The sequence below is a fragment of the Phycobacter azelaicus genome (assembly GCF_014884385.1).
Classification (GTDB): Bacteria; Pseudomonadota; Alphaproteobacteria; order Rhodobacterales; family Rhodobacteraceae; genus Phycobacter; species Phycobacter azelaicus.
In genome coordinates, this window is sequence record NZ_WKFH01000003.1 from 394577 (window position 1) to 420295 (window position 25719).

Below are 25719 nucleotides of genomic sequence, written 5' to 3' on the forward strand. Positions count from 1 at the left end.
ACTGACCCGGTATTTTCACCGAGATTTGACCCACCCTCAGTTATGCGTCGTGGTTTATGACGCGGTCAATGTTTTGGCCTCCTTTCGTGTTTTTTTTGCAGCCTCAGCGCTGGCCTTGAAGCGGTAGCTGTCGTTTCCGGTTTCGAGGATGTGGCAGCGGTGAGTCAGCCTATCGAGGAGCGCGGTTGTCATCTTTGCATCCCCGAAGACCTGCGCCCATTCTGAGAAGCTGAGGTTTGTGGTGATGATGACGCTGGTGCGCTCGTAGAGCTTGCTGAGCAGATGGAAGAGCAGCGCCCCGCCAGATGAACTGAACGGCAGGTAGCCGAGTTCGTCCAAGATGACCAAGTCGACCTTCGTCAGCATCTCAGCCAGTTTCCCTGCCTTACCAAGCGCCTTCTCCTGCTCCAGCGCGTTGACCAATTCCACGGTCGAGAAGAAGCGCACCTTACGCCGGTGATGTTCGATGGCTTGGACGCCGATTGCTGTGGCTGTGTGGCTCTTGCCCGTTCCGGGACCGCCGATCAAAACGACATTCTCGGCCGCTTCGATAAACTCGCATCGGTGTAGCTGCCGCACTGTCGCTTCGTTGATCTCACTCGATGCAAAGTCGAAGCCCGTCAGATCCTTGTATGCGGGGAAGCGGGCGACCTTCGTGTGGTAGGCGATGGACCGTACCTCGCGTTCGGCGATCTCGGCCTTGAGCAGCTGTGACAGCATTGGTGTGGCAGCTTCGAACGCTGGCGCGCCCTGGGCGACCAAGTCTTCAATCGCATTTGCCATGCCATAGAGCTTAAGACTGCGCAGCATGATGACGATAGAGGCTCCTGCTGGGTCATGACGCATGGCGCTTCTCCTCAGTCTGTCGCAACCCGTCATAGCGACCGACGTTGGCCACTGGCGTTGTCTGCAATGCCAGTGCGTCCGGCGGATCGACCTCGGGGTGATCTGTCGGTCTGCGGTCGATCAATCGATGCAACAGGTTCAGGATGTGCGTCTTGGTGGGGACGCCTGCTTCAAGTGCCAGCTCCACTGCACACAAAACGTCCTCTTCGTTGTGCTGAAGGACCAAAGACAGAATGTCGACCATCTCTCGGTCACCGCCTTCTTTACGCAGCATGTGATCCTGCAATTGACGGAAGGCATCCGGCATCTCCGTGAACGGCGCACCATTCCGAAGTGCGCCCGGTTTGCGTTGGATAACAGCGAGATAGTGGCGCCAGTCATAGATGACCTTGCCGGGCTTGCGATGAGACCGCTCGATGATCCGCGCATGCTTGCAAACCGTTTGCCCTTCAGCGACCACGATCAGCCGTTCGGGATAGACATGCAAACTGACACGGCGGTTCGCAAAGCTGGCGGGAACGCTGTAGCGATTGCGTTCGAAAGTGATCAGGCATGTGGGTGACACACGCTTACTGTGTTCGATAAAGCCATCGAATGCCGGCGGCAGTGCCATCAGCGTAGGCTTCTCGGCCTCCCACACGTCAGCGATGGACCCCGGCAAAGCCTTGTGCGGCGTCTCTGTCCAAAGGGCGATACAGCGATCTTCAAGCCATTGGTTCAGCTCTGCCAGATCGGCGCAGACCGGCATGACCTGCCACATGCGGTTGCGCGCATCCTGCACGTTCTTCTCAACCTGGCCTTTCTCCCAACCGGCCGCCGGATTGCAGAACTCGGGCTCAAACACGTAGTGGCTGGCCATAGCCTTGAAGCGTGCATTGACGTCCCGCTGCTTGCCTTTGCCCACACGATCAACGGCGGTCTTCATATTGTCATAGATCCCGCGACCAGGCACACCGCCGAACACGCGGAATGCATGCCAGTGGGCGTCAAACAGCATCTCGTGCGTTTGCAGCGGGTAGGCCCGCACCAAGAAAGCGCGGCTGTGCGATAGCTTGATATGAGCGACCTGAAGTTTGACGCGCTCACCGCCGATGTTGGCCCAGTCCTCGCTCCAATCGAATTGGAAGGCTTCGCCGGGCGCGAACACCAAAGGCACGTAGGTGCCGCGCCCCGTCGTCTGTTCCGCTCGATGCCGATCTTCACGCCATGCCCGGGCGAAAGCTGCCACGCGTTCATAGGAACCATTATATCCCAGCTTCACAAGATCAGCATGCATTTGCTTCACTGTCCGCCGCTCTTTGCGTGACTTCCGCGTCTGGATTAAAAGCCAGGCTGACAGCCGATCCGCGTAGGGGTCCAGCTTGCTTGGACGCTTGGGCGTCTTGAACTGCGGTTCCACCGCACCTTCACGCAGATACTTCTTGATCGTGTTCCGAGACAAACCCGTCCGCCGGGCAATCTCCCTGATTGGCATTTTGTCACGCAATGCCCAGCGTCGAATGACACTCAAAAATCCCATGTCGATCACTCCTAATCCCCCCAACCAAAACCGTCGGGGAAGTGTGTTCACATGGGTCAATTCTCAGTGACAATTTATAGGGCTACCGGGTCAGTTCTCAGTGACAATCAACAGCTGAGCCCTCGCGCATTCCACACATGCGCGGCATGGCCGGTATCTTCAGAATTGACGACGAAACGAATGTCGCCTTGCTGCCAGAGGTCGATGGCTTTGTTGCGGTGTCGTCCAACTCGGGCGAAACCCATCGAACGGAACAGGGTGGTAAGACGGTCGGCATCCGCACCGCGCGCCGCAAATTCAACGAATGCGACGCCGCTGCAGGCGATCCGGGGCGGCATGGGGGATAGCCCGCATGGAACCTCAGGCTCGGCCCGCTGGACGTCATCCATAAGGGCAACAAGGGACCTGTATCCATCGCCCGCCACCGTGCGCGGGTTGCCGCCGCGAAACTGGTCGTTGAAAATCTCAAGGCTGATCGGCCCCTGATATCCGGAGGCCATCACGGCCTGCATGAAGCCCTGAACGTCCAGGTCCCCCTCGCCCGGCATGTTGCGGAAGTGGCGGGACCAGTAGAGCAGATCCATCTCGATCAGCGGCGCATCGGCAAGTTGCACGAAAAAGATCCGGTCTCCGGGAATGGAGCGGATCGATTCCGGGCTGATCTTGCGCCCCAAGGTATGAAAGCTGTCGAGGATCAGCCCCACATTGGGGTGATCCGCGCGGCGCACGATCTCCCAGGCGTCCCGGTGATCCGAGATATGTCGCCCCCAGGCGAGTGCTTCGTAGCCGACACGCAACCCCCGTGCGGCTGCTCTTTCGCCCAACGCCCGCAGGTCGTTCGCTGCGCGGTCGATCCCGCCAAGTGATGATGGATGCACAGAAGAGCAGATCAACACCAGATCCGTCCCCAACTCCTGCATCAAGTCGAACTTGCGCTCGGCCCGGTCAAAGGCCTTGCTCCGCATAGGTTCAGGCAGGCACTCGAAGTCCCGGAAGGGTTGGAACAGGGTGATCTCCAACCCATGGTCACGGACCATGCGTCCCACCTCAGCGGCGCTGCCGTCATGGGCGATGAAGTCCTGTTCAAAGATCTCGACGCCGTCAAAACCCGCATCCGCGATGGCGGTGAGTTTTTCTGTCAGGGTTCCGGAAATGGAAACGGTGGCGATCGATGTTTTCATGGATCAATATCCCAGGATGTTTGGTAGCCAGGTCACGGTTTGCGGCACGAAGGTCAGGATCAGCAGGACCAGAACTTCAACCAGGAACAGCGGAAGGATCGCTCGGGTAAGCCGGGCCATGCCCACCTGTGCGACGCCTTCGGCGACGAACAGGCACAGTCCCAGCGGCGGGGTGATGAGGCCGATCATCAGGTTGAAGATCACCAGAATGCCAAAATGCACCGGGTCGACTCCCATTGAGACGGCGATCGGATGCAGGATCGGAACCAGCACCAGCATCGCCGCGATCCCTTCGAGGAACAGCCCGACGAAAAGGAACAACAGGATGACAGCGATCAGGAAGGTCGTTTTGCTGTCCACATTCCCAAGCACCCAATCGGTCAGCATATTGGGCACGCGGTTATAGGTCAGCAGCCAGTTGGCAGCCGAAACGGCAGCGATGATGACAAGGATCACCGCACTGTCACGCATGGCACCGGCAAAGATACGCGGCAGGGCAGAGAGCTTGAGCTTGCGATAAACCGCCACGCCGATGACCAGCGCATAGGCTACGGCAAAGCTGGCGGCCTCGGTCGGGGTCACGACGCCGAGGAGGATGGATCCCACAACAAAGACCGGCATTAAAAGGGGAAGCAGGCCGCCGATCAAAGCCTCGCGCGGCGAGGGTCCTGACAGTTCGGGATCGACGGTGACGGTTTCCGTCTTGACGGTCAGCGCCACATAGATCGACAGGAACACGGCCACCAGCAATCCGGGCACAACGCCCGCCATGAACAGCGCGGGCACCGACACTCCGGAGACGATCAGCGCGTAGATGATGACCGGGATCGACGGGGGAATGATCGGGCCGATCACCGAGGAGGCCGCCGTCAGAGCCGCCGCGAAACTGCGATCATAGCCGTGTTTTTCCATCTCCGGGATAAAGACGCGTCCGATGGCAGAGGTATCGGCAACCGCAGAGCCGGAGAGGCCTGCGAAGATCACCGAAGCCCAGATGTTGACATGGGCAAGGCCCGCGCGAAAGCCACCCACTAGGACGTTGGCAAAGGCGATGATGCGGCCAGTGATACCGCTTTCGTTCATCAACTCACCCGCAAGGATAAACAGTGGAATCGCAAGCAGCGGATAGCTGTTCAGCCCGCGAAACATTTCGGTTGCGACCAGGCGGATGTGATAGGGCATATCGCCCGTCGCCATGAAGGCGGACAAGGCCGCGAGAATGGCAAAGGCAATGGGCAGGCCAAGCAGCAGGCCGCCGATCAGGATGATATAGACCATGGATCAGGCCTCCCGCAGTCGGGTTGCAAACCGCACGAGCGCGGCGATTGTCAGCAGGACGCCGCCAAAGGCGATCGCGCTTTGCCATGTGCCCATCCGTCCGATCCAGACGAGGGGCTCAAAGCCGGTGGTTTCGGCAAGGTCACGGGCGGTGGATATGATCCCAGAGGCTTCGACGCTGCCGCGGCGGCTGGCAAAGGCGATCCCCGACCAGCACAGCGCGGCTCCGGTTGCGGCGGTCACCAGATCCATCGCGGCAAAAAGGCGGCTGCGTATCTTTTCAGGTAGAAAATCGGTCAGGATCGTAAAGCGGATGTGGCTGTCCTGAAGGTAGGCCAGCGCTATGCCGAACATGACACCATAGATGCTAAGATAGATCGGCAATTCCTCACCCCAGCGCAGGGACTCGCCCGTAGTGTAGCGGCGCAAGGAGTTCAGGAAGATGATGCCAAAGACGAAGGCCATCGACAGGCCCGCACCAGTGGCAAAGACGCGTTGAAGCAGGCGGCTGATCGTGGGCATGGGGTTCTTTCCGTTCAAGGGTTCGGCGGGCAGCCTGTGCCGCCCGCCGATGCGCCGTTTACTTCGTTGCAGCGGCAACGGCGGCGTCGAGCTTTTCGATCCAGGCAGCATCATCGCCCAACTCACCGGCCAGCCATTCCTTGACTGCGGGCTGAGCCTTGTCACGGAACATTGCCAGTTCATCGGCGGTTGGGGAATAGACTTCCATGCCTTCCTCTTGCACCTTGTTGACGCCCGAGGCGGTGTTCCACTGCTGGATTGAGCGGCCCATGTTGCCTGCGACTTTGGCGGCCTTCATCACCACTTCCTGCTCGGCTGCATCAAGAGATTGGAACCACTCGTCCGAGATCAGCAGGAAGTCGGCGGCATAGACATGGCCGTCGAGGGTCATGAATTTCTGCAGCTTGTGCAGGCCGTTGTTATAGATCACGCCAACCGGGTTTTCCTGCCCGTCGACCACGCCGGTCGAGAGCGCATTGGGCAATTCGGTCCAGGCAATCGGGGTTGGCTCGCCGCCAAGGCCTTCGACCATCTCGATATAAAGTGGGATCGGCTGTACGCGGAATTTCAACCCTTCCATATCCGCGGGGGTGCGGATCGCGCGGGTGTTGTTGGTGAAATTGCGGAAACCCGTTTCGCCATAAGCCAGCGTTCTGAGGCCGGTCTCGTCAAGGCAGTGCTGCGCCAGCTCCCGTCCGAAGGCTCCATCCAGAACCTCCCAGGCCACCGGGGCCGACGGGAAGGTGTAGGGGATGTCGAGTACAGAGGCCGCCTTGCAGACCTTGGACATCGCGCCCGAGACCATCACCACCTGCGTCAGCCCTTCTTGCGCCTGGGCCACAAGTTCGTCCTCGTTGCCGAGCGCCCCTGCGGGGAAAAGCTCGACAGTGAGGTCGGTCTCACCTTCCACGATGTTCTTGAAGACATGCGCGGCCGCGCCCTTCTTCGAGTTCTGCCAATCGTCGGGGTCGACATGCGCAAAGCGCAGCGTCTGGGCGCTGCCTGCAGTGGCAAATCCCAGTGCCATAACCGCGGTCGCGGCGATAGTGGTCCATTTGAATGTCATTTGGTTTCCTCCCTATTGCATTCAGTTGTTCGCTGTTTGGCGGGGTTGTTGTCAAAACTGTCAAAAGTGGCCTTCATGCGGTTGGGGTCGGCGGGCCGTCCCGTGAAAAGTTCGAAGGCGCGCACCGCCTGAAAGACGGCCATGCCGGAACCGGGCAAAGTGCGACAGCCGCGCAGGCGTGCTGCGCGCAGCAATTCGGTTTCCAGCGGAAAGTAAACGATATCGGCCACCCACATGGATGGCTCCAGCAAGTCTGTCGGGAAAGCGGAGCCGGGCAGCTTGGCCATCCCCATGGGCGTCGCGTTCACTATACCTTCGGGGCGTTGGTCGCGAACGTAAGACGCAAGATCTCCAACGGCCTCAGCCCGCACGTCGGCCCGGTTCGATGAGACCTGCGTTGCAAGCGCCTCTGCCCGTTCATGATCCGTGTCGTGAATGCTCAGATGCACTGCGCCGCAATCGGCAAGCGCATGTGCCACAGCGACGCCTGCGCCACCGGCTCCCATCAGCAGCACGCGGTTGCGGCTGGCTTCGCCCAGTCCCCGCCGGAAGCTTTCTGCAAACCCCCACAGATCGGTATTGTGGCCAACCCGCCGCCCGTCGCGCAACACAACCGTATTGACTGCGCCTACCGCCGCCGCATTGGCTGACAAGTCATCCAGGAATGGAATGATCTCGATCTTGAAAGGATAGGTGACGTTGACACCCGCGTAGCCCTCGCCCGCGATCCGATCCAGCAGTGCCGCAAGGCTGATCCCGTCAAACTCCGGAGTGTCCATGTCGAACAGCCGGTAGTCGCAGGAAAAACCCTGTGCGCTTGCTTCCCTTATGTGCATTGCAGGCGTTCTCGACAGCGCAATCCCGCGCCCAATCAGGCCGGTCTGGATTGTCGTCAGCGCGTCGCTCTGAGCACGCTTCTGCATGGGTGATGACTGCCTGTTCAAGGCCACTCCTCCGATTCCCTGTGCGCAACAATGAACCGTACGGTTAAATTGAGTCAAGGCATTTGTACCGAGCGGTTAAATGCACTGGACAATCCCCCGCCGCTCTGGAAGTCTCGGCTCATGGAAAAACGCAAAGAAACAGCAAAGAAGACGCGGTCCTGGAAGCAGGACCCGGAAGCGGTGCGCGCCGACATCCTCCGCGCGGCGCGGGCTGAGTTTTCCAAACACGGATTGTCGGGCGCCCGGGTGCAGGAGATCGCTGACCAGATCCAAACCTCCAAGCGTATGATTTTCTACTATTTCGGCGACAAGGAGGGGCTATATCGGGCCGTTCTGGAAGAGGCCTACAAAAGCATTCGGAAAGCCGAAGCGGAACTGGACCTGGATGGCCTGCCACCGGTCGATGCTCTGAGGCGCCTCGTCGAATTCACCTTTGACCACCATCGCGCCAACCCGGACTTCATCCGCCTCGTCATGATCGAAAACATCCACGGGGCAAGGCACATGCAGAGCATCGAGACGCTGACCCGAACAAACACGGCGGCGATCGAGCAGATCGAACGCATCTGCGACATGGGACAGAAGCTTGGCGTGTTCCGGAAAGACATCTCGCCTCTGGTCATCCATTGGCAGATCAGCGCGATGAGTTTCTTCAACGTATCCAACCAGGCGACGTTTGCAATCAACTTCGGCGATGCCCTGTTTTCCGAAAAGGCTCAGCTCGATCTGCGCGAGAAAGTCGTGAAGAGTATTCTTGCATCAGTCGTCGTCGAGGATGTTGAAACGGGCCAGTAGCTTTTAAAAACAGGTTCCCAATCATTGCGGACCTTGGTGCCCCGCGCAGGAAACGTCAGCTTCCCGCCCTTGGCTTCGGCAACTAGCTCACGCGGCACTAGACCATCATCGCAAGAAACAAGTTCAAGCTGTTCGGAGCGTCGGATCTCCCTGGAATGTTGGCTGCCAACAATAGCCAAGTGAGATAGGAGTAGCCCGCTGAAAGTGGTCCACCGACTACGATGCAGGATTCACAAGGTGAATCCCAACAGGCGGTTTGTGCAACAAAGTCGGCACGCGGCATACGTAGTCTGCGAAACTGAACAGCGCGTGTATACCGATGACAGCCTCATGTTATTTCCCGGCGGATCGGTTCTAACCTCAGATCACGTTAAGATTACCAGTGAGGAGAGTGCTTCATTGCTCCCTGCAACCTAATTTTCATTGTGCGGCGTATGTATAGGCGCAGCTATGTATCAGCGCAGCAGAGATAAATGGGGCTAAAGCGCAACAAGCGGCACAATCAGCCCAATGGGGGCACAGTGTTCAAGTGCCCCCACTCTATCATTCAGACAGAGATTACCAGGAATTGTAGGCTAGGTACTTGCCCGACATCTCCAGTTTGACCCGGTCGCCTTTTTCATGGGGCACACGGGTAATCTGCATATCGAAATCGATTGCAGACATGATGCCGGTTCCGAATTTCTCTTCGATCAACGCCTTGATGGTCGGACCATAGACCCCGACGATTTCATAAAGGCGATAGATGCACGGGTCCGTTGGCACCGATTGCTCCCAGACCTTGGTCGGCGGCTCTTCGAGAACCGATGCGGCCTCCTGCGGCAGGGATAGCGCGGTCACCAGTGCTTCGGCCTTGTCCTTTGGGAAGGCGTTCATGCCCATGCAGGCCGAATGGGTCCAGACCGGTGACATATCGATCTTTTCCGCGATGCCTTCCCAGGTCAGCCCTGCCCGTTTCTTGGCCGAGAGGATCATCATCGTCACGTCTTCTTTGGTCATCATGGTCGGAACCTCAAACGTATCTTTCATTTGTTTTTCTCCTTCTTGTTCTCGTCTTTTCGCGCCGATCAGTCGTTCACGGCATGCAGGCGTCGGCTCGGCTCTGGCTCTGGCTCTGCCGCAGCGGTCTTGTCGATCCGCACCGTGGTAGGGCGCTGATCGGGATCGTCGCTTTTCTGTCCTGCCAGTTCTTTCGAGCGTTGGCCGAGGAACTGCACCAGGTGGTTGCGGATCGCGTAGTAATTGGGGTGTTCGACGATCTCTGTACGGCTGCGCGGGCGCGGTATGGTGATCTCGACTGACTCCGCGACGCGCGCAAATGGACCATTGGTCATAAGCAGGATGCGGTCGGCCAGAAGGATCGCCTCGTCGATGTCGTGGGTGATCATGAAGACCGTCTGCTCGGTTCCGCCCCAGATCTTCAAAAGCTCGTCCTGAATGGTGCCCCGGGTCAGCGCATCCAGCGCCCCAAAGGGTTCATCCAACAACAACAACTTGGGATGATTGGCAAAGGCCCGTGCGATAGAGACCCGCTGACGCATGCCTCCTGACAGCTGGCTGGGCTTGCGGTGCACGACGTCCCCTTCAAGGCCCACCATAGCCAGGTAGTCGCGGGCGTGTTGTTCGACCTTGGCCTTGGACCATTCCGGATACCGCGCCTTGACGCCAAAGATCACGTTCTTGAGCGCCGAAAGCCAGGGCAGCAGCGAATAGTTCTGAAATACCACCCCGCGATCCAGCGAGGGGCCGGAAACCTCGGTGCCATCCATCTTGACGCCGCCGGAAGTCGGCTCGGCCAGACCCGCGAGGATGTTCATGATCGTCGACTTCCCGCAACCGGAGTGGCCCAGGATGCAGACGAACTCTCCCTTTTCGATGCCGAAGGTGGCATTTTCAAAAACGGTCAGGGTGCCCCCCTGACCGTCGGGGAATTGCTGCGTCAAACGCTCGATGCTTAGAAAGGGTTTTGGCATGGGAATACTCCTATTCCGCGTAGGCGACGGCGCGCTGCAGCACACCAAAGGCGGCATCCAGCAACATGCCCACGACGCCTATCATGAGGATCGAGAAGATAACGGAGGTGAGGTCGAGATTGTTCCACTCGTTCCAGACGTAGTAGCCGATACCTGTCCCCCCAACGAGCATCTCTGCCGCCACGATCACCAACCATGCGATGCCGATGGAGATCCGCATGCCGGTGATGATGGTTGGGGCTGCCGCAGGCAGGATCACAGTGAACGCTGTGCGCAGGGCGCCCAGCTCGTGCGTGCGGGCGACATTCACCCAGTCCTCACGCACCCCGGCCACGCCAAAGGCGGTATTCAGCAGCATCGGCCAGATCGAACAGATGAAGATCACGAAGATCGCCGAGGCCTCGCTGTCCTGGATGATGAACAGCGCCAGCGGCATCCAGGCCAGCGGTGAGATCGGGCGCAGCACCTGAATGAAGGGATTGAAGGCCTTGTAGGCCACCTGGCTCATCCCGATGAGGAAGCCCAGCGGGATCGCGATAAGCGCCGCCATCAGATAACCCGTCAGCACTCGGTAGATGGAGTACCCGATCTGGATACCGATCCCCTTGTCATTGGGGCCAGCATCATAGAACGGGTTCGACAGCTGCTCCCAGGCCTTGGCGATCACCTGGCTTGGTGGGGGCACGCCTGCCTTTGGGGCACCGCCCCCGGTCAGGCGTTCGTATTCGGTCAGCTCTGCGGCCGCCTTTTGGGCGGGTATGGCGGCCTCCCAGATCAGGAGGCCCACCACCAACATCACCACCGATAGGATCAGCGCACGCTGGTTTATTGAAAGGTTGTCCAACATGGATCAGCCCTTTCCGATCGCAAAGCTGGAGACATATTCTTCCGGTTTGGCTGGATCGAAGGTTTTGCCCATGATGGTGTGAGTTTTGTAGGTGACCTCTGGCGCCTCGTAGCCAAGATCGTTCATCACCTTCTTCGCATCGGCCGCGAGGTAAACCTGCTCGGCCACAGATTTGTAATCGACATCGCCTTCGATATAGCCCCAGCGTTTCATCTGCGTAAGGATCCAGACCCCCATGGAATGCCATGGGAAGGGATCGAAATCGATGCGGTCGGGCACGCGCTGCACCTCACCCAGACCATCGGCATAGGTGCCGGTCAGCACCTGCTCGATCACCGGAACCGGCTGGTTCAGATAGTTGGTCGGCGCGATCGCTTCGGATATTTCCTTGCGGTTGTCGGGGTTGGAGGCATACTGCGTTGCATCGATGATCGCTTTCAGCAGTGCACCATAGGTGTTTGGCAGCTCGGTCGCAAAGGACAGCGGCGCGGCAAAGGCGCAGCAAGGATGGCCCTCCCAGATGTCCTTGGTCAGCATATGGATGAAACCGATGCCTTCCCAGACGGCACGCTGATTGAATGGATCGGGCGAAAGATAACCGTCAAGGTTCCCGGCGCGCAGGTTGGCAACCATCTCTGGCGGCGGCACAACGCGGATCTGGATATCCACATCGGGGTCGAGGCCATGCTCGGCCACATAGTAGCGCAGCAGGAAGTTGTGCATCGAATACTCGAAGGGCACGCCAAAGGTGAAGCCCTTCCACTGTTTCGGATCGCGCTTGTCCAGATGTTCGTTCGACAGAACGATGGCCTGGCCGTTGATGTTCTCGACCGCGGGCATGATGTAGGGTTCCGCAACGGACCCGGCGCCCAGCGTCATCGCCAAAGGCATCGGGGTCAGCATGTGGCTGGCGTCATATTCTCCCGATAGGGACTTGTCCCGCGCCACCGCCCAGCCGGCCGTCTTGATGACCTGCGCGTTCAGACCATAACGTTCGTAGAACCCCATGGGCTGAGCCATGATGATAGGCGTTGCGCAGGTGATCGGCACAAAGCCGATGTTGAGGTCCGATTTCTCGGGTGGCCCAAGCTCATCCAGGATGGCCGCCTTGGCCTCTTCAAGTGGAAAGACCGACGCCAGAGCCGCTGCAACGGTGCCCCCACCGAGCATTCCCATGAAAGAACGGCGCCCGATGTCATTCTGACCAAAGACCGAGCGCACAACGGCGCTCTCAACTGCGCGCTCCAGCATCTGTTCCGATGACATCTGCGCAGGCTCGGCGTGGGTCTTGTCGTGTCCGTGGCCCGACAGGCATCCCTCGCAGCCACAATCGGCGCCGTGCCGAAGATCGGTCTTTTCCGAGAATGGATTTCCAAGGCTCTTGATCGTCATGGGGATCCCCTTTTGCAGTCAGTGTTTCGTTAACCCTGACAGGCAGAAGGCCTCGAAAAAAGCGCCCGCCCAATATTTGGGCATCATGATAAATATATATAAATCAATCTGATAAGACCTGATGCGCTTCCGGATAATTACGATATTTCATAATTTACGAGATTTCGTTTTTTCTCAGAAAACTCATACCGTAACCTGTCTTCATGTCCCTGGATCTTCTCGACAGCGATTCCCTTCTTCAGTCCATCCCCGAGGCCGTCCTTATCCTCGACACCACCTCTGATCGCATCGTGACCTGGAACGCGGCGGCGGCCCGGTTGCTGACAGGGCAGGATGCGGCAGAGCCTTCGGCTTTCTCCCATTTCTTGGACAAGGCCATGGCGAGATTTGTGGTTTTCCTGGACGAGGTGGATCACCGCGGGCACGGCTGGACACGTGATGTTCCCCTGCGCACCGCGGATGGCAGCGCTCTGAAATGCGAGTTACGTGCACAACCGGTCACGAACCGCCAGGGCTGGCTGATCCTGTCGATAACCGACCTGAGCGCGCTGGACCAGCGGGCCGAAACCGCCGCCCTGGCCGAGACCTTTCGTGCAGGCATCGTAAATTGGAAGCGCACTGAAGGCTTCTTTGCCGAATTGGAGCGACAGAACCAGCTGATCCTGCACGCTGCGGGGGAAGGCATCTACGGCGTCAATGCGGATGGCAAGACCACTTTCGTGAACCGCGCCGCGCGTGAAATGCTAGGCTGGACCTCCGAGGATCTTCTGGGCAAGGACATCCATTCGATGATCCACCACCACCACCTGAGTGGTGATGTGTATCCATCCCATGAGTGCCCAATCTACCGGTCCTTCCGCTTTGAACAGGTACACCGCATCGAGGACGAGGTGTTTTGGCGCAAGGATGGCAAACCGATCCGGGTGGAGTACGTCTCGACCCCAATTTATGATCAGCAGGTACTGGCGGGCGCCGTAGTGATCTTCCGCGACATCACCGAACGCAAGGAGACCGAACGAAAGCTGCGCGAGGCTATGGCGGAGGTCGCCGCCCTGCGGGACAGATTGGAACAGGAAAACGCCTACCTTCAGGAGGCGATTACCTCCGAACGCGCACATCACGACATTATTGGAACATCACTGGCGATCCAGCAGATCGTCGCCCGGATTGACCTCGTGGCTCAGACTACGGCCACCGTGCTGATCACCGGCGAAACCGGCACCGGGAAATCACTGATCGCAACCGAGATCCACAAAACCAGTCCGCGCGCCAAACGCCCCCTCATTCACTTCAAGTGCAGCTCGGTCGCTCCGGAAGAGGTGGAGGCAGAGTTGTTCGGTCAGATGCGCGGCGCCCCCAATGGCGCGACGCGTGACAAGCCCGGCAAGCTAGAGCTGGCCCATGGCGGCACGCTTTTCGTGGACGATGTGGAAGAGCTGCCGCTGGAAATCCAGGGCAAGTTGCTGCACGCGCTACAGAAGGGCGCGGTGACACGGCTGGGCGACACGCGCGAGAAACCGCTCGATATCCGGGTGATTGCTGCGACGTCTCTATCCGAGGATGCTGTGCGCCGCACTGGCCGCATTCGTGAGGACCTGCATCTTTTCCTCAACGTCTTTCCCATCACCTGCCCCGCCCTGCGTGAACGGCCCGAAGATGTCCCCCTACTGGCAAGTCACCTGCTGAAAATCGCCTGTCGGCGGTTGAACCGGCAGGTGCCGGTAATTACCGAACGCGCGGTGCGGCAGATGCAAGCCTATGACTGGCCCGGCAATGTGCGCGAGTTGCGCAACGTGATGGAGCGGGCCGCCATCGTTTCTCGCGACGGCAAGCTGGTGCTGGAGCTGTCAGCGGGCGCGCCCGAAGCGCCGCAGGGGCGCGGTTCTTTTGTAACCGAGGCGCAGATGCAGGAGATGGTGCGCAACAACATCATCGCTGCCCTGCGCGAAACCGAAGGGCGCGTCTCTGGCGACAATGGTGCCGCCGCGCTGTTGCAGATCAAACCGACGACGCTCTATTCGCGGATCAAATCCTTCGGCATCCAACAAATGGACTGGGCCTAACCAGAGTCCACCGGCGCGCCGCCGGCCAATTTGCCCAGTACGACCGCAGCCAGCAGGCCATTGCCCGACAGATACCCACTGTCGGCCTTCCCCGAAACGCCACAAGCCGCGCCGCCGCCGGCGTATAGGTTTTCAAAGATCGTACCGTCACGGTGCATAACTCGCGCCGATGCATCTGTGCGCAGGCCGCCTTGGGTGTGAAACAGCGCGCCTGTGACCCGCACCCCGCAGTAGGGTGGCCTGAGCGGCGCGCCCGCAAACCTGCGCCCAAAGGCATCTGGCCCGCCCTCGGTCACTTCGGCGAGGGTTTGCCTCAATTGTTCGGGCGGAAGGCCAAGATCCTGCGCCAACCCCTCAATGGTATCGCTTTGGCGGACCGCGCCTGCGGCTTCGGCCTGTTTGAAATCCTCAAACTGACGCGCGATCCCGGCGATGCGGCTGTCAAAGATGGTGAAGGCTTCTCCGCCCGGCTGGGCAAGGACCGCCTGCGCCGCCTCGGAATAGCCCTGTGCCTCGTTCCAGAAACGTCGCCCGTCACGGTTCACCTGAATGCCGCCTTCGGTGATTGTGGCCCAAGTGATCAGGATCCCGTGCGGGTGGGCCACATTGCCATGACCCTGATAGGCCCCAAGATGCACCAGATCCGCTCCGATCTGTTGACCCCAGAGAACTGCTTCGCCCCGGTTGCCATCATGTCCGAACCAAAGCCCGTCCTTGATGCCCGGCAACAGATCCGCCACCAGGTCTCGGTTGCCACCAAACCCGTTGCAGGCAAGGATCAGTTTTGCGCAGCCAATCTCTTCCACTCCGCCATCAGGACGTGTGACGGCAATGCCCATGATACGCTTCTCCGCCTGATAAAGTCGGCACGCGCGGCGCTCAAAGATGATATCGATACCTTCCGCTTCGCATGCGGCGCGCAGGGCATTGATCAGCTCGGCGCCAGAGCGGCTGGGCAGCCCATGCATCCTGTGACGGCTATGGCCGGGGTAGGTAAAATTGTCGAGCACCGAAAACCGCAACCCATAGCGGTCAGTGAGCCAGTCGATCACACCGCCAGACTGGGTCGCCAGTAGATCCACCAATTCAGGATTATTCTCGCCCTTCGCCTTTGCCTGAATGTCCGCGGCAAAACATGACGGATCGTCTTTGATCCCGGCTGCCTTCTGCAAACGTGTTCCGGCTGCGGGGATAAGCCCTGCCGACAGTGCCGTGGAGCCGCTGGCTATGGCATCCGCCTCGACCACCAGCACAGACTGGCCTGCCTCATGGGCCGCAAGCGCTGCCACCAAACCGCAAGCCCCGGCTCCGACAATAAGCGTTTCACAGTCGAAATCGAACGCCGGAGGTGGCGCGGCGACCTCAGTTTTCGGAGCGGTCATAGCTCGCGCCCTTGGCCAGCATGTCAGCGGTTCCGATGACATCATTCAAACCTGCAAAGTCGTACATCCGGTCCGCAAAAGGCCGGTTGCTGCCATTGGCGCGCAGGCTTTGATAGTAATCGCCCGCTGTCTTGGCCAGGGCGCGCACAATGCCGCCGGGGAATATGACGATGGAAAAGCCCTGTTCCTCCAGGTCATCGGCGCCAGTAATCGGCGTTGCGCCCCCTTCGACCATATTCGCCAATAGCGGCACGCGATCTGCGAAATGATCTGCGATACTGGTCAACTGGTCCCGAGACTGCGGAGCCTCGATGAATAGCACATCTGCGCCCGCCTCCACATAGGTCTCAGCACGCTCTATCGCCGCTCCAAAACCTTCAACGGCGATGGCATCGGTGCGCGCGATGATCAGCGTTTCGTCCGAGTTGCGCGCATCCGCCATCGCCGCAATCTTGCCCGCCATTTCCCCCGCCGAGATCAGTGATTTGTCGGTCAGGTGGCCGCAGCGTTTCGGGTAGGTCTGGTCTTCCACCTGCAGGGCCGAGGCCCCTGCCCGTTCGTAAAGGCGCATGGTGCGTTGCGCATTCAGGGCATTGCCAAAGCCGGTATCGGCATCGATGATCACAGGCAAATGGGTCCGGTCGGCGATCAGGGTCATGGTATCCGCCATTTCCGACACCGAAGTGAGGCCAATGTCAGGCCGCCCCAGCCGCGTATAGGCTACCGCTGCGCCGCTGAGATAAAGCGCCTCGAACCCCGCCGCCGTCGCGAGCGAAGCCGTCAGCCCGTCATAAACGCCTGGGGCCACCAAGATGTCCCTTTGTGTCAGCCGTGTCTTAAGGCTCATGCCGTGCCCTCCAGCCAGTTCAGCGCCTCTGCGCAGGTCATCTGATGCGTTACCGTCCCCAAAGAGATCAGCGTCGCGTTGTGGACCTCGGGTTTGAAGGCCGCGCAACCATCCGTCAACATTACGGTATCGATGTCGCGTAAATGTGCATCCCGCAGAGTCGAGGCGACACCGCCATTGGTGACAATGCCGCCCACGATCAGCCTGTCGATGCCGACCGCGCGCATGATGTATTCGAGCCGCGTCTGGTAAAGCGCGGAATAGGCGACCTTCTCGATCACGAAATCCGCAGGAAACAGCGCATCGACCAGCCGGTTTCCTTGGCTGCCTGGTGCAAAATCCCCCCGCCCCAGAAAGGGGCGCAGCTTCTTCAGATGTGGCGAAATCAGCGGCTCGCCTTTGCCATCGGGGACCAGGGTGAACTGAGCCGAGATATAGTGCCCGCCTCGTGCACGGAGCGCCGCAACCAGAGGAGCGATACGGTCCGGCAGGGCGGCAATTGCCTCGCTCGTCTGGCCTGCGCGGCCATAGGCGCCTTCGGGATGGATGAAATCATTCTGCAGGTCGATCGTCAGCAGCGCGGTGCGCGTCAGATCCCAAGTCTTAGGGTCGCTCATGACGGGTCCTTTGCCGGTTCGATGATGGTGTTGCCGAAGTCATCGACCCGCGCTTGCAGGTTCGGCTCCACCAGCACAGTAGTGTCGGGTTGCTCCAGAATGGCGGGACCGTTGATAACCGTCCCCACGGGCAGAGCAAGACGATCATAGATCGCGGTGTCAAACCAGTCGGTGCTAAAATGCACCCGGCGCGAGGCCTTGGGCGCGACCTTGTCTTGCCCACGCGGGGCAAGTGTTTTCAGGTCAAACTTTGGCCGTTTGCCGGTCACTGCACTGCGCAGATTGAGGATCCGCCGCACGCCGTTCTTCAGGAGCCGCCCGAAGGTGGCCCTATAGGCCGCATCAAAAGCCGCTTCTATGTCTGCCTTGCTGGGAGCGGTGACCTTGCCATCCGTCACTGCAACACTGAGCGGCACCGAAACCGTGTGGGTCTGCCCCACATAGGCCATGTCGAGTTCGAATGTCACGTCGCGCGCCTCGAATGTGGTGCGTGCCGCATCCAGGAGTTCCATGCCCCGATCCGCATGATCCTGCATGAAGGTGCCCAGAGCGGCCTCATCCAAGCCATCCACCAGCGAATTGATGGTCTGAACGAAATCCTGCCGCATGTCAGCAATCACGCAGCCCATGGCCGAAGTCACGCCGGGGTAACGGGGCACGATGGCGCGGGCGATGCCGACCTCGGCCAGCATCGCGCCGGTGTGCAGCGCGCCGCCGCCACCGAAAGGCATGAAGGCAAAGCGTTTTGGATCGAAGCCACGTTCAATGCTCACGAGGCGAATGGCGCCTGCCATGCGCGAATTTGCGACGCGCAGGATCGCCTCGGCGGCCTCTACCGTGGACAAGCCCAGCGGTTCCCCGACATGAGTGTCGATGGCCTTGCTGGCCGCCTCTACATCGAGCCTCTCCAGCTTACCACCAATGGGATTATCCGGGTCGATCCGTCCCAGGACCACGTTTGCATCAGTGACCGTCGGGCGCGTGTTGCCGAGGCCATAGGCGACCGGGCCGGGGTTGGATCCCGCACTTTCGGGGCCGATGTTCAAAAGCCCGCCCTTGTCGACCCAGGCAATAGAGCCGCCGCCGGCGCCGATGGTGGTGATCTCGATCATCGGAGTGCGCACCACCATGCCAAAGTCGATCGAGGTCTGCGGCGAGAGCATGGACTGGCCTTCGGCGATAAGGGACACATCGAAACTGGTGCCGCCCATATCGCCGGTGATGATGTTGTCGAACCCTGCAGAAGAGGCAATATATCCCGCCGCGATCACCCCCGCCGCAGGGCCGGAAAGGGCAGTGCGCACCGGCAGGCGGCAAGCGGTATCCACCGCCATCACCCCGCCGTTGGACTGCACGATCATGAACTCGCCATCGAAACCGCCCGATTTCAGCGCATTCTCAAGACGGCCCAGATAGCCCGAAACCTCGGGCTGCAGGTAGGCGTTGAGCGCGGTTGTCGAGAAGCGTTCGAATTCGCGGATCTCCGGCAGGATCTCGGACGAGGCCGAGACATGCGGGTTGGGCCAGACCGCGCGCACGGCGGCAACCGCTGAAACCTCGTTCTCGGGGTTGGCATAGGCATTGGCAAAAAGGATCGCCACAGCTTCGCAGCCGTTCTCACGCAGCTGAGTTGCAGCCGCGCGCACCGCGTCCAGATCGACGGGCGTGCGGATGGTTCCGTCGGCCAAGGTACGCTCTGGCACCTCAAGCCGATTGCGGCGATCCACAACGGGTTCGAAATCGCCGCGCAGGCCCCAGGTGCGGGGGCGATCACGGCGGCGCATCTCAAGAACGTCCCGCAGCCCTTCGGTGCAGATGACGCCGGTCTTGGCGCCTTTGCGTTCAAGCAGCGCATTGGTGCCCGCAGTGGTGCCATGCACGACCACCGAAATCTCGGAAAGGTCGGTCACCTGCTGACCGATCCCATCCAGAAAACCACCCGATTGATCAGGGCGCGTTGTCGGCACCTTGGCAACGGCAGCACTGCCATCCTTTTCGTTCAGTACAAAGACGTCGGTGAAAGTGCCACCTACGTCAACGCCAATCATGCGGCCGCTCATGCCGTGACCTCCCGCCAGTTGGTTCCATAGAGCGCATCTGCGCGCGCTTCGCTTACAAACCCGCGCGCCACGTCGCGGGCCACATCTTCGGGGGAGCGGCCCGCCGCATCGCCGTAGCCACCACCACCAGGCGTCTCAAGCCGTACAGCCTGGCCCTGACGGAGCTTTATCCCGCGCATTTTCGAGGCGAGCGGAGGGGTCTTCCAGCCGTCATCCTGCTCGTAGGTAAAGACATTGAGCGCCCCATCCTGCCCTTCTGCAATGCCCTTGGGCGCAAAGCGGCCGCGCTCTCCAAACAAGAAGGCCTCGGCGCCATTTTCCTCAAGCACCTCGATCTCGTAGACGGCGCCCATGCCACCGCGATGGGCACCGGCGCCTGCACTGTCGGGGCGCAGGGCCCATTTTCGGAACATCACGGGGTAGGCCGCCTCCAGGATCTCCATCGGCGGGATCGTCGCGGTGGAAATGGGCGCATTGCCGTGGTTCAGACCGTCGCTTTCGGCAGAACCGCCGTGACCGCCCCCGTAGAAGCTGAACATGACCCAGGGCTGCCCGTTCTTGCGCTTGCCCGCGATCGAGAGCGCGTTGATCGTGCCATAGGCATTGGCCACAACCCGGTCAGGCGCGGCCCCTGCAAAGGCCGAGAAGATCACATCGATCATGCGCAGGATTGTCTCGGTATAGCCCCCGGTGGGCGCCGGGAACTCTGCAGACAATAGCGATCCTTCGGGCACCTTCACCTCGATCGGGCGCATCACGCCGGCATTGGCGGGCAGGCTGGGAAAGATATGTTTGATCGCCACATAGGCGGTGGCAACGGTGGTGGGCAGAGCGATGTTCACGGGACCCGCACATTGCGGAGCAGAGCCCGCAAAATCGAGGGTCATGCGGTCCCCCTTGATTTCCAGCGCGACCCGGATCGGCAGCGGTTCATCGGTGATCCCGTCATTGTCGAGGAAATCCTCCGCCTCCCAGCGCCCATCGGGCAGCGCCTTCAGCTCGGAGCGCATCAACGCCTCGGCCCGGTGACCCAGCGCATCAAGACCTGCGCGCACGGTGCCCGCGCCATATTCGTCCAGCAGCTCATCCATGCGCTTGACGCCCAGATCCAGCGCGCCAAGCTGACCGTTGAGATCGCCCATGGCCGATTGCGGCAGGCGGGTGTTGCGCAACAGGATGTCGATGATGTCCTGATTGACCTCGCCCGCGCGGGCCAGACGCACCGGCGGCAGAACGAACGCCTCCTGGAAAACTTCAGTCGCGGCCGGGTTGTAGTTGCCCGGTACCGCACCGCCCACGTCATGCCAGTGGCCGACCGAAGCGAGATAACAGAACAGCTCTCCATCGCGGAAATAGGGGCGCACCAGACGCATGTCGCTGAGGTGCGTGCCCCCGATATGAGCATCGTTGAAGATGTAGATATCACCATCCTGAAGGTCGCCATCAGCAGCGGCCTTTTCGATGACCGCCTTCACGGCAAAGGACATCACCCCGACAAAGATCGGCAGGCCGGACTTGCCCTGCACCAGCGTGTCGCCCGTCGCAGCGTGATACAAACCGTGGCTGGCGTCATGTGCTTCGGCGATGATCGGATTGAAGGCGGCACGGAAAAGAGTCGCATCCATTTCATCGGCGATCTGCTCCATGCGCCCGGCCAGCACCGAAAGTGTGATGGGATCGATTTCACTCATGCTTTTGCCCTTACCTCTGCCATGTCGTTCCAGACGTCCTGTCGTGTGATCTTGCCGCCCTCGAGTTCGAACCGGTCGATGAAACGAATCCCCGAGAATTCAACCCCGTCCAACCACTCTCCCGAAAGGGTTCCGAAACAATAGACGATGGCGGCAGCCCCTTCGGACTGCATCGCGTCGAACCGCTCGTAGGTCTTGGTCACGAATTTGTAGCGCGGCTTTGACCAGTCGATCAGTTCATCCAGTGTGGTCATCTCTGGAGCGCCCGGGAACTGCATGGCAAAGCCGGGCGCCAGCGAGGCCTGCGCAGCGGCCAGATCACGCCGCTCCATCGCCCCAAGGTAGCCTCGCACGACCTCTCGCGGGTCCGGAAGGGCGACGGCACCGCTGCGCGATCTGCGCCCGCGCATGTACTGATCCGAAGCCATCTCGCGGATCATGATGGTAATCGCCCCAGGATCCGCCGGAACAACGAGGCGGACCGCATCGGTCAGAGCCTCGCCCAGACGCCGCTTTTCCTCGGCGCCATAGCCTTGCAAAAGGTGCAGTTCAACAAGCGGCACGAGTCTCTCCCTCTAAAATCTGTACTATCTGTAATACAGGTTGGCACCACTTGTTAATACAGAAATTGAATTACAGACCGAACTGCAAGCTTGATTTTCCCAAAGCCGTCTGTACCATCGTGGAGAATTCTGGAGGGAATCCCTGGTGAACAAACCGGACAAAATCAGCTTGCCTGAAGGCGCCAAGGCGCGCCGCGTTTATCTTTCCCTGCGCGATCAGATTGCTGATGGGCGGCTGCCCGAGGGGGAAACGCTCCCTTCGGAGCAAAAGCTTGCCGAACTTTTCGACGTCTCCCGTGTGACCATTCGCCGGGCTCTTGAATCGCTAACCTCAGCAGGACTGGTAGAACGGCGCGCAGGCAGCGGCTCGCGCGTGCGCACGGGGGCAACTGGCAGTCAGCCAATGGCAATGGACATGACGACCCTTATGCCACAGCTGGTGGAAATGGGCCAAAGCACCACGGCGCGGCTTTTGTCTTTTTCCTATGCCACCGCGCCGGAATTCGTTGCCTCTGCCATGCGCATCGAATCAGATGAACAGGTCCAGATTGCAACCCGCGTACGCCTTGCCGGCGACACGCCATTTTCGCATCTGACAACCTATGTTCCGGCTGAAATCGCCAGAAATTATTCCGAAAACGATCTGGCAACGACCCCGCTGTTCAAACTGCTGGAACGCAGTGGCGTGCAAATCCAGGAAGCCCATCAATCCGTCACCGCAACCCTGGCGGGTCCGGACGTTGCCGAGGCGCTTGAGGTTGCTGTCGGCTCCGCCCTTCTGTCGCTGCGCCGCGTGGTGCGTGATGTGGACGGGAATGGTGTTGAATATCTGGCGGGCCTTTACCGCCCCGACATGTTCCGTCTCGAAATGCCTCTGACACGCGTCGGAGACGGGGCCGCCCGCCATTGGGAACCCGCGATAGGTAAGACCGAGGAGGAGGCGCCGTGACCCATCCGCGCACCCTTCTGGACAAACTCTGGTCGGCGCATGAGATCCTTAGACGTGAGGATGGCACGTCGATCTTGTGGGTGGACCGTCATCTGGTCCACGAAGGATCACACCACGCATTCGGCAAGCTTGCCGCGCGCGGGGCCAAGGTCACCGCGCCGGAACTTACTTTTGCCGTGGTGGACCACTACGCGCCCACGCGCAACCGAGACCAGATCGCAGATCCGCAGATTTCCCGCATGATCGGCACCCTGCGCAAGAATGCAGCGCAGCATGGCCTGCGCCTTTTCGACCTCATGGATCCCGCGCAGGGCATCGTTCATGTGATCGGACCCGAACAGGGACTCACCCTCCCCGGACTGTTGATCAACTGCGGCGACAGCCATACCTCCACTCACGGGGCCTTTGGCGCGATGGCTTTTGGCATCGGCGCCACCGAAGTCGCACATGTTCTGGCAACGCAGACGATCTGGCAGAAGAAACCGCAATCCATGCGCATCACCGTCGACGGCAGTCTCGGCCCCGGCGTTAGCGCCAAGGATATTGCGCTCAACTGGATCGCGCGCCTTGGCACCGGCGGCGCGCAGGGCTGCGCCATCGAATATGCTGGGAACGCGGTGCGGGATCTGAGCATGGAAGGGCGTATGACCCTCTGCAACCTGTCGATCGAGGGCGGCGCGCGACTGGGGATGGTCGCGCCGGACGAGGTAACCTTTGCCTATCTCAAAGGTCGCCCCTACGCCCCGAAAGGCGACGACTGGGAGGCCGCCCTGGCCGATTGGGCCAATCTGCGCTCGGATGACGGTGCCGCATTTGATCGGGAAGTGACACTGCACGGCGATGCTATTGCCCCCACAGTGACCTGGGGTACCAGCCCCGAACAGGCCCTGCCTGTGACCGAGAACATTCCGGACCCGGCTACGCTTGATCCCGGCAAGGCGGATGCAGCGCGGGCCGCACTGGATTACATGGGCCTGCCCATAGGACGCCCGCTGGACGGCATCCAGGTGGATCAGGTCTTTGTCGGCTCCTGCACGAATGGACGGATCGAAGATCTGCGCGCCGCCGCCGCCGTGATGGCCGGGCGCAAGGCCAAGGTTCCCGGTATGGTTTCACCGGGATCAGCACAGGTTAAAGCCCAGGCTGAACAGGAAGGGCTGGATCGCATTTTCACAGAGGCAGGCCTCGAATGGGTCGCCGCGGGATGCTCCATGTGCGTGGGCATGAACGGCGACCTTGTGGCACCCGGCAAACGCTGCGCGTCGTCGACCAACCGCAATTTCCGTGGCCGCCAAGGCCCCGGCGCACGCACCCATCTCATGTCGCCTGCCATGGTGGCCGCGGCTGCCGTCACCGGCACAATCACAGACGTGCGGCCACTCTTGCACGGAAGGTCTGTTTAATGGCGGGCTGGAGCACACATTCGGGCCGTGCGATCGCCCTGCCCCTGCACAATGTTGACACCGATCAGCTGATCCCAGCACGTTTCATGTCCGCATCGCGCAGTGAAGGCTACGGAAAATTCCTGCTGCACGATATGCGGTTTGACGCTGACGGCGCAGAGATCGCCGACTTCCCCCTGAACCGTCATGAAGGCGCTAGCGTGCTTGTGGCTGGGCGCAACTTCGGCAGCGGCTCCTCACGCGAGGCGGCGGTCTATGCGCTGGTGGATGCCGGGATCACCGCCGTCATCGCGCCAAATTTCGGCGACATCTTTGCCAGCAACGCGGTGAACAATGGTCTTTTGCCCGCACGCCTTCCCGAACATGAAGTCACGCAACTGATCGACAGCCTCGCGGATCAATCCGCCGCCGTGCTGATCGACCTTAGGGCCGGAGAATTGCGGATCGGCGATCAGGGTTATGCTTTCGAATTGGACGACAGCTGGCGGACCAAGCTGATCAACGGTTGGGACGATATTGATTTGACCCTGAACCACGAAGACCAGATCCAAACCTTCAAGGATCAAAGATTTCAAACAACGCGGTGGGCCTGGCCCGCGGCGCAAGACCAAGAACCGCCCAGCAAAAGGGCGCAGTGACCGCCGGACGCATTCCGGCACCAACGAATGGGACAGATCGCGTCTGTCTTGCAACAGGAGGAAGAAAATGAAGATGACCTTTATGGGCGGCCTGATCGCCAGCTCAACCCTGATCGCCAGCGTGGCGCAGGCGGAAGAAACCATTTCCGCGGTGCACGCCTTCCCAGAAACCCTGATCTATACCAAAAGCTTCCTGTCCTTCGTGGACAAGGTAAACGAAGCCGGGAAGGGCGTCATCCAGATCGACGTGCGCGGCGGTCCCGAGGCGATCGGGATGTTCCAGCAGCCCGACGCCGTGCGCGACGGGATCGTGGACATGGTCTACACGCCCGGTTCTTTCTATGGCGGCTCGCTGCCCGAAAAGGATGCAATGGTGGCCTCGAACCTGACGGCCGTCGAAACCCGCGAGAACGGCGGTATCGCCCTGATCGACCAGATCCATCAGGAAAAGATGGGGCTCAAGTACCTTGGCTGGTTCGACAGCGGCGTTTGTTACAACCTTTGGACCCGCGAAGAGCCTAGCTTTGACGATGCGGGCAACCTCGAAGTCGAGGGCCTGAAGCTGCGCGGAAACAACGTCTACAACGCCTTTTTCACCAACTACCTTGGCGCGCAGGTGATCGACCTGCCCACCGGGGAGGTCTACTCGGCCCTGCAGCGCGGCGTCGTGGATGCCACCGGCTGGACCCAGATCGGCCTGATCGACCTCAAGTGGAACGAGTTCCTGAACTACAGGATTGAACCCTGCTTCTTCTCGACCGACCTGGGCGTGATAGTGAACCAGGAGAAATGGGACTCCCTCAGCGATGAGGCCAAGACCATCCTTCAGGACGTGGCGATCCAGCACGAGAAGGACAGTGTAGCCGCCCTGCGCACCAAGCGGGACGAGGATTTCGCTGCCCTTGAAGCGGCCGGCATGAAGGTTGTCTCGCTTGAAGGTGATGCCAAGGCCAACTACCTGGCCGCCGCCCGTGAAAAGACCTGGGAACGCATGAAGGGCCTGATGGCCGAGCAACCCGGCGGCACAGGCAACTATGACCGTCTGATAGAGCTGTTCTACGATCTGGATGCGGCCCAATAGGCCCTCTGGCAAGCAAGTACAGGCCTGCTTCCGAGCAGGCCTGTAGCCTCTTTTCGCCTGTT

General features: G+C 60.2%; 22 protein-coding genes and 1 pseudogene. 6 read left to right on the top strand and 17 right to left on the bottom strand.

All coding sequences use genetic code 11. The features are described from left to right. Positions 1-54: 54 nt before the first annotated feature. From istB to INS80_RS03065, 7 genes and pseudogenes are all read right to left on the bottom strand, one after another. Positions 55-846, bottom strand: a complete 792-nt coding sequence (gene istB, locus INS80_RS03035; RefSeq protein WP_050687164.1) for an IS21-like element helper ATPase IstB — start codon at positions 844-846, stop codon at positions 55-57. Beyond that, a complete protein-coding gene (istA, locus tag INS80_RS03040; RefSeq protein ID WP_110732346.1) occupies positions 836-2365 on the bottom strand; it encodes an IS21 family transposase in 1530 nt (509 codons plus the stop codon). The genes istB and istA overlap by 11 nt, the downstream gene beginning before the upstream one ends. Before the next feature lie 119 nt (positions 2366-2484). Beyond that, positions 2485-3546: pseudogene (locus INS80_RS03045) on the bottom strand (sugar phosphate isomerase/epimerase family protein); the annotation flags it as partial. 3 nt (positions 3547-3549) lie between these two features. Continuing rightward, positions 3550-4824: a TRAP transporter large permease gene (locus INS80_RS03050; RefSeq protein ID WP_192964185.1), complete on the bottom strand. Its 1275-nt coding sequence runs from the start codon at positions 4822-4824 to the stop codon at positions 3550-3552. A gap of 3 nt (positions 4825-4827) precedes the next feature. Beyond that, the gene (locus INS80_RS03055) at positions 4828-5346 is read right to left on the bottom strand and encodes a TRAP transporter small permease (protein WP_192964186.1); all 519 of its coding nucleotides are present in this window, start codon (positions 5344-5346) and stop codon (positions 4828-4830) included. Positions 5347-5404: 58 nt separating this feature from the next. Next, the gene (locus INS80_RS03060; RefSeq protein ID WP_192964187.1) at positions 5405-6412 is read right to left on the bottom strand and encodes a DctP family TRAP transporter solute-binding subunit; all 1008 of its coding nucleotides are present in this window, start codon (positions 6410-6412) and stop codon (positions 5405-5407) included. Then, entirely contained in the window at positions 6409-7335 is a 927-nt protein-coding gene (locus INS80_RS03065) for a shikimate dehydrogenase (RefSeq protein WP_192964188.1), read from the bottom strand. Before INS80_RS03065 ends, INS80_RS03060 begins: the two co-directional genes overlap by 4 nt. A 141-nt stretch (positions 7336-7476) precedes the next feature. Here INS80_RS03065 and INS80_RS03070 point away from each other — a divergent pair, with 141 nt between their 5' ends. Further along, on the top strand, positions 7477-8151 hold the full coding sequence (locus INS80_RS03070) for a TetR/AcrR family transcriptional regulator (protein WP_192964189.1): 675 nt from the start codon (positions 7477-7479) through the stop codon (positions 8149-8151). Positions 8152-8709: 558 nt separating this feature from the next. On the opposite strand, the gene cynS is transcribed toward INS80_RS03070, so the two are convergent. From cynS to INS80_RS03090, 4 genes are read right to left on the bottom strand one after another with little or no spacing between them, the layout of a single operon-like run. Then, the gene (gene cynS / locus INS80_RS03075; RefSeq protein ID WP_226892544.1) at positions 8710-9180 is read right to left on the bottom strand and encodes a cyanase; all 471 of its coding nucleotides are present in this window, start codon (positions 9178-9180) and stop codon (positions 8710-8712) included. 38 nt (positions 9181-9218) lie between these two features. Beyond that, entirely contained in the window at positions 9219-10124 is a 906-nt protein-coding gene (locus INS80_RS03080; RefSeq protein ID WP_192964190.1) for an ABC transporter ATP-binding protein, read from the bottom strand. Between the two features lie 10 nt (positions 10125-10134). Then, positions 10135-10971, bottom strand: coding sequence for a nitrate ABC transporter permease (gene ntrB / locus INS80_RS03085; RefSeq protein WP_192964191.1), 837 nt, complete (start codon positions 10969-10971; stop codon positions 10135-10137). 3 nt (positions 10972-10974) lie between these two features. Then, entirely contained in the window at positions 10975-12363 is a 1389-nt protein-coding gene (locus INS80_RS03090) for a CmpA/NrtA family ABC transporter substrate-binding protein (RefSeq protein WP_192964192.1), read from the bottom strand. A gap of 203 nt (positions 12364-12566) precedes the next feature. On the opposite strand from INS80_RS03090, the gene INS80_RS03095 reads away from it, so the two are divergent. After that, a complete protein-coding gene (locus INS80_RS03095) occupies positions 12567-14426 on the top strand; it encodes a sigma 54-interacting transcriptional regulator (RefSeq protein WP_192964197.1) in 1860 nt (619 codons plus the stop codon). Here the strand turns inward: INS80_RS03095 and INS80_RS03100 are convergent. The 6 genes from INS80_RS03100 to INS80_RS03125 are packed head-to-tail and all read right to left on the bottom strand — an operon-like array spanning position 14423 to position 21586. Continuing rightward, complete coding sequence (locus INS80_RS03100) at positions 14423-15808, bottom strand: FAD-dependent oxidoreductase (protein WP_192964199.1); 1386 nt, start codon at positions 15806-15808, stop codon at positions 14423-14425. The genes INS80_RS03095 and INS80_RS03100 overlap by 4 nt on opposite strands. After that, positions 15789-16655, bottom strand: a complete 867-nt coding sequence (locus tag INS80_RS03105) for an isocitrate lyase/PEP mutase family protein (protein ID WP_192964201.1) — start codon at positions 16653-16655, stop codon at positions 15789-15791. Before INS80_RS03105 ends, INS80_RS03100 begins: the two co-directional genes overlap by 20 nt. Then, positions 16652-17272: a cysteine hydrolase family protein gene (locus INS80_RS03110; RefSeq protein ID WP_192964203.1), complete on the bottom strand. Its 621-nt coding sequence runs from the start codon at positions 17270-17272 to the stop codon at positions 16652-16654. The genes INS80_RS03105 and INS80_RS03110 overlap by 4 nt, the downstream gene beginning before the upstream one ends. Continuing rightward, positions 17269-19332, bottom strand: a complete 2064-nt coding sequence (locus INS80_RS03115) for a hydantoinase/oxoprolinase family protein (RefSeq protein ID WP_192964205.1) — start codon at positions 19330-19332, stop codon at positions 17269-17271. Before INS80_RS03115 ends, INS80_RS03110 begins: the two co-directional genes overlap by 4 nt. Beyond that, on the bottom strand, positions 19329-21023 hold the full coding sequence (locus INS80_RS03120) for a hydantoinase B/oxoprolinase family protein (protein ID WP_192964207.1): 1695 nt from the start codon (positions 21021-21023) through the stop codon (positions 19329-19331). Before INS80_RS03120 ends, INS80_RS03115 begins: the two co-directional genes overlap by 4 nt. Then, entirely contained in the window at positions 21020-21586 is a 567-nt protein-coding gene (locus INS80_RS03125) for a nuclear transport factor 2 family protein (protein ID WP_192964209.1), read from the bottom strand. Before INS80_RS03125 ends, INS80_RS03120 begins: the two co-directional genes overlap by 4 nt. Before the next feature lie 145 nt (positions 21587-21731). On the opposite strand from INS80_RS03125, the gene INS80_RS03130 reads away from it, so the two are divergent. The 4 genes from INS80_RS03130 (at position 21732) to dctP (ending at position 25657) form a co-directional block, all read left to right on the top strand. Beyond that, positions 21732-22535 carry a GntR family transcriptional regulator gene (locus INS80_RS03130; protein WP_192964211.1) on the top strand — a complete coding sequence of 268 codons (804 nt, stop codon included), beginning with the start codon at positions 21732-21734 and terminating at the stop codon, positions 22533-22535. Continuing rightward, positions 22532-23938, top strand: coding sequence for a 3-isopropylmalate dehydratase large subunit (gene leuC / locus INS80_RS03135; RefSeq protein ID WP_192964212.1), 1407 nt, complete (start codon positions 22532-22534; stop codon positions 23936-23938). The genes INS80_RS03130 and leuC overlap by 4 nt, the downstream gene beginning before the upstream one ends. Further along, positions 23938-24576 carry a 3-isopropylmalate dehydratase small subunit gene (leuD, locus tag INS80_RS03140; RefSeq protein WP_192964213.1) on the top strand — a complete coding sequence of 213 codons (639 nt, stop codon included), beginning with the start codon at positions 23938-23940 and terminating at the stop codon, positions 24574-24576. The genes leuC and leuD overlap by 1 nt, the downstream gene beginning before the upstream one ends. Positions 24577-24643: 67 nt before the next feature. After that, the gene (gene dctP / locus INS80_RS03145) at positions 24644-25657 is read left to right on the top strand and encodes a TRAP transporter substrate-binding protein DctP (protein ID WP_192964214.1); all 1014 of its coding nucleotides are present in this window, start codon (positions 24644-24646) and stop codon (positions 25655-25657) included. Positions 25658-25719: the final 62 nt, after the last annotated feature.

What these genes read in the sequence shown, in the direction of transcription:
- istB (WP_050687164.1), bottom strand. Translation starts at nt 846, where the DNA reads ATGCGTCATGACCCAGCAGGAGCCTCTATCGTCATCATGCTGCGCAGT.
- istA (WP_110732346.1), bottom strand. Translation starts at nt 2,365, where the DNA reads ATGGGATTTTTGAGTGTCATTCGACGCTGGGCATTGCGTGACAAAATG.
- INS80_RS03050 (WP_192964185.1), bottom strand. Translation starts at nt 4,824, where the DNA reads ATGGTCTATATCATCCTGATCGGCGGCCTGCTGCTTGGCCTGCCCATT.
- INS80_RS03055 (WP_192964186.1), bottom strand. Translation starts at nt 5,346, where the DNA reads ATGCCCACGATCAGCCGCCTGCTTCAACGCGTCTTTGCCACTGGTGCG.
- INS80_RS03060 (WP_192964187.1), bottom strand. Translation starts at nt 6,412, where the DNA reads ATGACATTCAAATGGACCACTATCGCCGCGACCGCGGTTATGGCACTG.
- INS80_RS03065 (WP_192964188.1), bottom strand. Translation starts at nt 7,335, where the DNA reads ATGCAGAAGCGTGCTCAGAGCGACGCGCTGACGACAATCCAGACCGGC.
- INS80_RS03070 (WP_192964189.1), top strand. Translation starts at nt 7,477, where the DNA reads ATGGAAAAACGCAAAGAAACAGCAAAGAAGACGCGGTCCTGGAAGCAG.
- cynS (WP_226892544.1), bottom strand. Translation starts at nt 9,180, where the DNA reads ATGAAAGATACGTTTGAGGTTCCGACCATGATGACCAAAGAAGACGTG.
- INS80_RS03080 (WP_192964190.1), bottom strand. Translation starts at nt 10,124, where the DNA reads ATGCCAAAACCCTTTCTAAGCATCGAGCGTTTGACGCAGCAATTCCCC.
- ntrB (WP_192964191.1), bottom strand. Translation starts at nt 10,971, where the DNA reads ATGTTGGACAACCTTTCAATAAACCAGCGTGCGCTGATCCTATCGGTG.
- INS80_RS03090 (WP_192964192.1), bottom strand. Translation starts at nt 12,363, where the DNA reads ATGACGATCAAGAGCCTTGGAAATCCATTCTCGGAAAAGACCGATCTT.
- INS80_RS03095 (WP_192964197.1), top strand. Translation starts at nt 12,567, where the DNA reads ATGTCCCTGGATCTTCTCGACAGCGATTCCCTTCTTCAGTCCATCCCC.
- INS80_RS03100 (WP_192964199.1), bottom strand. Translation starts at nt 15,808, where the DNA reads ATGACCGCTCCGAAAACTGAGGTCGCCGCGCCACCTCCGGCGTTCGAT.
- INS80_RS03105 (WP_192964201.1), bottom strand. Translation starts at nt 16,655, where the DNA reads ATGAGCCTTAAGACACGGCTGACACAAAGGGACATCTTGGTGGCCCCA.
- INS80_RS03110 (WP_192964203.1), bottom strand. Translation starts at nt 17,272, where the DNA reads ATGAGCGACCCTAAGACTTGGGATCTGACGCGCACCGCGCTGCTGACG.
- INS80_RS03115 (WP_192964205.1), bottom strand. Translation starts at nt 19,332, where the DNA reads ATGAGCGGCCGCATGATTGGCGTTGACGTAGGTGGCACTTTCACCGAC.
- INS80_RS03120 (WP_192964207.1), bottom strand. Translation starts at nt 21,023, where the DNA reads ATGAGTGAAATCGATCCCATCACACTTTCGGTGCTGGCCGGGCGCATG.
- leuD (WP_192964213.1), top strand. Translation starts at nt 23,938, where the DNA reads ATGGCGGGCTGGAGCACACATTCGGGCCGTGCGATCGCCCTGCCCCTG.
- dctP (WP_192964214.1), top strand. Translation starts at nt 24,644, where the DNA reads ATGAAGATGACCTTTATGGGCGGCCTGATCGCCAGCTCAACCCTGATC.